Origin of the sequence: Streptomyces sp. NPDC017890 (assembly GCF_044328675.1) — a bacterium.
GTDB lineage: Bacteria > Actinomycetota > Actinomycetes > Streptomycetales > Streptomycetaceae > Streptomyces.
Window position 1 is genome coordinate 22,184 of record NZ_JBIRHU010000042.1, and the last position, 6,000, is coordinate 28,183.

At 73.3% G+C, this 6,000-nt stretch carries 7 protein-coding genes; 5 read left to right on the forward strand and 2 right to left on the reverse strand.

Annotation, left to right across the window (positions count from 1 at the left end; translation table 11 throughout):
• The first annotated feature begins 25 nt into the window (after nt 1-25).
• The 4 genes from ACH4F2_RS34015 to ACH4F2_RS34030 all read left to right on the forward strand — a co-directional run bounded on the left by ACH4F2_RS34015 (nt 26) and on the right by ACH4F2_RS34030 (nt 2,979).
• Nucleotides 26-403, forward strand: coding sequence for a roadblock/LC7 domain-containing protein (locus tag ACH4F2_RS34015; protein WP_383528034.1), 378 nt, complete (start codon nt 26-28; stop codon nt 401-403).
• Nucleotides 400-813 (forward strand): DUF742 domain-containing protein, encoded by a 414-nt coding sequence (locus ACH4F2_RS34020; protein WP_398136600.1) that lies wholly within the window; start codon nt 400-402, stop codon nt 811-813. Before ACH4F2_RS34015 ends, ACH4F2_RS34020 begins: the two co-directional genes overlap by 4 nt.
• Complete coding sequence (locus tag ACH4F2_RS34025; protein ID WP_398136601.1) at nt 794-1,414, forward strand: GTP-binding protein; 621 nt, start codon at nt 794-796, stop codon at nt 1,412-1,414. The genes ACH4F2_RS34020 and ACH4F2_RS34025 overlap by 20 nt, the downstream gene beginning before the upstream one ends.
• A gap of 68 nt (nt 1,415-1,482) precedes the next feature.
• Entirely contained in the window at nt 1,483-2,979 is a 1,497-nt protein-coding gene (locus tag ACH4F2_RS34030; RefSeq protein ID WP_398136602.1) for a cytochrome P450, read from the forward strand.
• Here the strand turns inward: ACH4F2_RS34030 and ACH4F2_RS34035 are convergent.
• Complete coding sequence (locus ACH4F2_RS34035) at nt 2,973-3,938, reverse strand: RluA family pseudouridine synthase (protein ID WP_398136603.1); 966 nt, start codon at nt 3,936-3,938, stop codon at nt 2,973-2,975. The two genes, ACH4F2_RS34030 and ACH4F2_RS34035, sit on opposite strands and share 7 nt — an antisense overlap.
• Before the next feature lie 77 nt (nt 3,939-4,015).
• Between ACH4F2_RS34035 and ACH4F2_RS34040 the strand changes: the two genes are divergently transcribed.
• Nucleotides 4,016-4,597 carry a GNAT family N-acetyltransferase gene (locus ACH4F2_RS34040; RefSeq protein ID WP_398136604.1) on the forward strand — a complete coding sequence of 194 codons (582 nt, stop codon included), beginning with the start codon at nt 4,016-4,018 and terminating at the stop codon, nt 4,595-4,597.
• 305 nt (nt 4,598-4,902) lie between these two features.
• Here ACH4F2_RS34040 and ACH4F2_RS34045 read toward each other — a convergent pair whose 3' ends face one another.
• Nucleotides 4,903-5,748 (reverse strand): siderophore-interacting protein, encoded by an 846-nt coding sequence (locus ACH4F2_RS34045; protein ID WP_398136605.1) that lies wholly within the window; start codon nt 5,746-5,748, stop codon nt 4,903-4,905.
• Nucleotides 5,749-6,000: the final 252 nt, after the last annotated feature.

Genomic DNA, 6,000 nt, shown 5'->3' on the forward strand with positions numbered 1-6,000 from the left:
CGAGCAGCAAGGCAAGTTCGACTGGATGCTCCAGGACCTCTACGACGGCGTCCCGGGCATCGAGATGATCGTGGTGCTCTCCGCCGACGGCCTGCGCATCGCCCGCTACTCCGGTGACCCCGACGCCGCCGACCGGGTCGCCGCGGCCTGCGCGGGACTGCAGAGCCTGGCGAGCGCCGTCAGCCAGGAGATCCCGACCAGCGACGGCGCGATGAAGATGGTCCTCATCGAGATGAACGGCGGCTACTTCTACCTGATGGCCGCCGGCCCCAACGCCTACCTCGCCGTGCTCTCCGACGTCCGCTGCGAGCCCGGCCGGATGGGCCTCAGCATGGCCGACCTGGTCGCCCGGATCGGCCCCCACCTCACCAGTCCGGCCCGGCGCAACGGGCAGACCGTATGACGCCTCCCCAACGCCAGAGGCGATCCCCCGGACAGGAGCCGTCCGCCGCGTCGACCTCTGCCGCACAGTCCAAGGACGACGGGACCCCCAACCCCGAGCGGCTGTTCGTCATCGGCGGGGAGGGGAGCGGCGAGCGCGCCGACATCGACCTGGTCACCCTGATCGTGGCCCGCGCCGAGCCGCCGGTGTCCGCCACACCGGAACAGGCGGCCCTGCTGCGGCTGTGCGTCGCACCCCTGTCCGCAGCCGAGCTGTCGGCCTATCTGGGCCTGCCGTTCAGTGTGGTGACCGTGCTGCTCACCGACCTGCTGGCGACGGAACTGGTGCAGGCCCGCGCCCCGATCGTCCGCCAGAAGGTCGCCGACCGAAACCTCCTCGAAGCGGTGATGCATGGACTTCAAAAACTCTGACACGATCCCGGGCCCGCGGACGGAGGACCGGCTGCCGCACACGGCCGAGGCCGCCGTGAAGATCGTCATCGTGGGCGGCTTCGGGGTCGGCAAGACCACCATGGTCGGCTCGGTCAGCGAGATCAGACCGCTGACCACCGAGGAGACGATGACCCAGGCCGGCATCGGGGTCGACGACAACTACGGTTCCGCGTCCAAGACGGCCACCACGGTGGCCATGGACTTCGGCCGCATCAGCATCACCGACCAACTGGTGCTGTACCTCTTCGGCACGCCCGGACAGGAGCGCTTCTGGTTCCTGTGGAACGGCCTGTTCGAGGGCGCGCTCGGCGCGGTGGTACTCGTCGACACCCGCCGCCTCGACGTCAGCTTCGACGTCATGGGGCGCCTGGAGGAGCGTGGTGTGCCCTTCGTGGTCGCCGTCAACACCTTCCCCGACGCCCCCCGTTACCCCGTCGCGGAGCTGCGGGCCGCGCTCGACCTGGCCGAGGAGATCCCCATTCTCGACTGCGACGTGCGGCGCCGGGCCTCCAGCCGGGACGTCCTGATGACGCTGACGCGCTTCCTGCACTCCATCGCCACGAAGGGCGCGCTCACCTGACCCGGCGCGGCCGACCGACCCCATCGAACCCACACGCTTGACCCACACTTCTGTTGCGGAGCGACACTGTGACGCCTGAACGCCACTCCCTGACCGGAACGGGCGACCCCCTGCTCGAACCACCGCCCGGCTGCCCCGCGCACGGCCTCGGACCGGGCGGTCTGCACCGGTTGAACGAGGCGGAGGACCTGGAAGAGCTGTACGAGAAGCTGCGCGAGCAGCACGGGCCGGTGGCGCCGGCGCTGCTCCACGACGACGTACCGGTGTGGGTGGTCCTCGGGCACGCCGAGAACCTGCACATGGTGAGCACGCCCGCGCAGTTCTGCCGCGACAGCCGTATCTGGACGCCGCTCAACGAGGGCATGGTCAAACCGGACCACCCGCTCATGCCGCACATCGCCTGGCAGCCCATCTGCTCCCACGCCGAGGGCGACGAGCACAAGCGGCTGCGCGGCGCGGTCACCAGCGCCATGTCCGACATCGACTACCGGGAACTGCGCCGCCACATCAAGCGGTACACCCAGCGCCACGTCAACCGGTTCTGTGAGGAGGGCCGCGCCGACCTCGTCGGCCAGTTCGCCGAGCACCTGCCGATGGGCGTGATGTGCCACCTCCTCGGCATGCCGGACGAGTACAACGACCGGATGGTGGAGGCCGCCCGCGACATGCTCAAGGGCACCGAGACGGCCAACGCCAGCCACGCCTACGTCATGGCCGCCCTGGACCGCCTCACCACCGCCCGCCGGGCCAGGCCCGAGGACGACATCGCCGGCCGCCTCGTCACCCACCCGGCCGGGCTCACCGACGACGAGGTCAGGGAGCACCTGCGGGTGGTCCTCATCGCCGCCTACGAGGCGACCGTCAACCTCATCAGCAACGTGCTGCGCGTGGTGCTCACCGACCCGGGTTTCCGCGCCCAGCTCAGCGGCGGCCAGATGACGGTGCCCGAGGCGGTCGAGCAGTCCCTCTGGGACGAGCCGCCGTTCAGCAGCGTCTTCGCCTACTTCGCCAAGCAGGAGACGGAACTGGGCGGACAGCGCATCCGGGCCGGCGACGGGCTGCTGCTCGGCATCGCACCGGGCAACGTCGATCCGCGCATCCGTCCCGACCTCGCCGCGAGCATGGAGGGCAACCGTGCCCACCTCGCCTTCGGCGGCGGCCCGCACGAGTGCCCCGGCCAGGACATCGGGCGGGCCATCGCCGACGCCGGGATCGACGCGCTCCTGATGCGGCTGCCGGACGTCCAGCTCGACTGCGACGAGGAAGAACTGCGGTGGCGGTCGTCGATCGCGTCGCGGCACCTGGTGGAGCTGCCGGTGCGGTTCGAGCCCAAGGCGCAGCAGGACATCAGGCAGCAGCCGAGCCACGCCCCGGCCCCGGCGCAGCGCACCGCCTGGCACGTGGGCATTCCGCGCCCGGAGAGCCGGCCCGGGCCGCAGGTCCCGGCGTACCCGCCGGAGCCCGTGTCGGTGACGGCCGCGGAGCCTCAGCGGGCGCCGGGACCGGAGCAGCCCCGTCCCCGCGGTGCCTGGCAGCGCTTCCTGCTCTGGTGGCGCGGCTACTGACGGCCGGCCCAGTCCTCGTACGCCACCCAGGCGCCGAGGGACCGTCCGCTGCAAAAGCGGTGCTGCCGCCCCGTGACCGGATCGGTGAATCCCAGCTCCCGCGCGAGCAGTTGCAGCGGGCGCCGGAAGTCACCGGCCGGCACGGGCGCGGTCACCTCGGGGTAGAGGGGGTCGCCGAGGATCGGCACACCGAGCGCGCTCATGTGGACGCGCAGCTGGTGGGTCTGGCCGGTGGCGGGCACCAGCCGGTACCGGCCCAGGCCGAGGTCCGGGCCGGGGCGGTGTCCGAGCAGTTCGACGCGGCTCACGGCGTTCGGCTCGCCCTCGATCTCCCGGGCGGCCAGCACTCCGCGTTCCTTGAGGATCCGGCTGCGTACGGTCCGGGGCAGGGCGAGCGCGGGGTCGTAGGGGGCGACGGCCTCGTACTCCTTGCGCACCCGCCGGTCGCCGAACAGGCCCTGGTACGCGCCGCGCTCCTCGGGGCGCACCGTGAACAGGACGAGTCCGGCGGTGAGCCGGTCGAGGCGGTGCGCGGGGCCGAGCGCCGGGATGCCCAGCTCGCGGCGGAGCCGGGCGAGCGCGGTCTCGGTGACGTGGCCGCCGCGCGGGGTGGTGGCCAGGAAATGCGGTTTGTCGGCGACGACGATGTGCTCGTCGCGGTACACGACCTCCAGGGGGAAGGGCACCGGCACCTCGGCGGGCAGTTCGCGGTGGAACCACACGAACATCCCGGGCTCGTACGGCGCGTCCGACGGCACCGCCCGCCCGTCCGCCCCGACGATCAGCCCGGCGTCGAACATGCCGTCGACGACGCCGGCACCCGCGCCGGACAGCCGCTCCGTCAGGTGTTCGCGCACCGTGGACCACGGCCCGCCGGCCGCGGGCAGCCGTACCCGCACCGCGTCGATGCCGTCGCGCTGCGGAAGGGGTGAGGGCGGGGGAGGAGGGCGGCGTCTCATCGCCTGCCAGGGTACGAGGACGGACCGGCGCCGGAAAACCGCTGGGTCGCCGGCCGGTCCGTTGGCAGGATGCGCCCATGCCCTACCTGACGCGCCCGGTCCTTGCCGCAGGCACCCTTTCCCGCACCCCGCAGCCCACGCTCCCCACCGGCGACGGGCTGGTACTGCGCCCGTGGCGTATGGAGGACGCGCCCGCCGTGCACGCGGCCTTCCAGGATCCGGTGATGCACCAGTGGCACATCCGCGCCGCCGACTCCGAGGAGGAGGTGCGCGGCTGGATCACCGAGTGGCAGCGGGGCTGGGCCGACGAGCGGGACGTCCAGTGGGCCGTGGCCGACGCGGCCGACGACCGGCTGCTCGGCCGGGTGGCCCTGCGCCAGGTCCTGCTCGGCGACGGGGTGGCCGAGGTCGCCTACTGGACCACGGCGGCGGCCCGGGGCCGGGGTGTCGCCGGCCGGGCCACGAACGCGCTCGCCCACTGGGCCCTGGACGAGATCGGCTTCCAGCGCCTGGAACTCTCCCACTCCGTCGCCAACGAGGCCTCCTGCCGGGTCGCCCGGAAGACCGGGTTCGCCCTGGAGGGCACCAAGCGCAGCGCCCTGCTGCACTCCGACGGCTGGCACGACATGCACCTGCACGCCCGCGTACGCGGGGACTGAGGCGCGGGCCGCCTTCGCGGGGCACCAGTGCCCCCACCTGACCGATGCGCGAAGCGGCAGCGCCGCACGGCCGGCCCGGCGGGGCGCCGTGGCCGTGGCGCGGCCCCGGGCTGCGCGTGTGCGGCGGGTACCGGGATGCCGGTTCGCTCCTGCGGGCGGGGCGGCGCCGCGGACGGTGCCCCACGGCGTCATGCGCACGTGCGGACACGCGGGGCGGGGTCCCCGCTCGACCGGGCGCGACAGGGCGTGCAGGGCGCTGTACAAGCCGGCTGCCTGCCTGCCTGCCTGCCTGCCTGCCTGCCGTGCTACGCGGCCGGGGCGGCGCCCTCCTGCTCCGCCTCGACGCGTGCGTTCCACTCCTGCTTCGAGGCCTGCCAGCCGTCCTCGTTGTGGCCGACGCGCCAGTAACCGGAGATGGAGAGGTCCTCGCGGGCGATCTCCCGCTCCACCCGCAGAAGCCGTCGCAGCTCCTTCACGCAGGCCGCCTCGCCGTGCACGAACGCGTGCACCCGGCCCTCGGGGAACTCCAGGCCGCGCAGCGCCTCGACCAGGGCCTCGCCCACCGGACGGTCGTCGCGGTGCAGCCAGACGACCTCCGCGTCGGAGTCGATCTTCTGCTCCTCCTGGGCCCCTTCGACCTCGATGAAGGCGAGGGCGCGGGCGCCGTCGGGCAGTGCCTCCAGGGACCGGGCGATCGCGGGCAGCGCGCTCTCGTCGCCGGCGAGCAGGTGCCAGTCGGCGGCGGGGTCGGGGGCGTAGGCGCCGCCGGGGCCGACGAAGCGGATGGTCTCGCCCGGCTGGACGCGCTTCGCCCAGGGGCCGGCCAGGCCCTCGTCACCGTGGATGACGAAGTCCAGCGTCAGCTCGCGGTGCTCGGCGTCCCAGTGGCGCACCGTGTACGTCCGGGTCACCGGCCACTGGTCGCGCGGGAACTCCTCGCGGATCCGTTCCATGTCGAAGGGCTCGGGATAGGTGGCGCCCCCGGAGGGGAACAGCAGCTTCACGTAGTGGTCGGTGCAGGTGTCCGCCGAGAAGGCGGAGAGACCCTCGCCGCCGAGCACCACGCGCTGCATGTGCGGGGTCAGCCGCTCGGTGCGGACGACCTGTGCGGTGTGCGGCTTGCGCGGTTTGCGTCCCGGACGGTCTGCCATGACGGCCTCCCTGCTCCCTGCGTGAGGGCTCCACGAGTTAGGTAAACCTAAGTTAGCATCCCCGCCCTGCTTGTCGCGTCATGGAGGCAAGCTCCACGCGGCCCCCGCGCGCAGAGTACGGCTTCCCCTCGTCGCCGTGGGGGGGGGGCGGGGGGGGGGGGGGGGCCCCCGCCCCCCCCCCGGCGCGGCGGGGGGGGGGGGGGGGGGGGGGGGGGGCGGCTCGCCCACAGGAGACGACACCCCCCCCCCCCC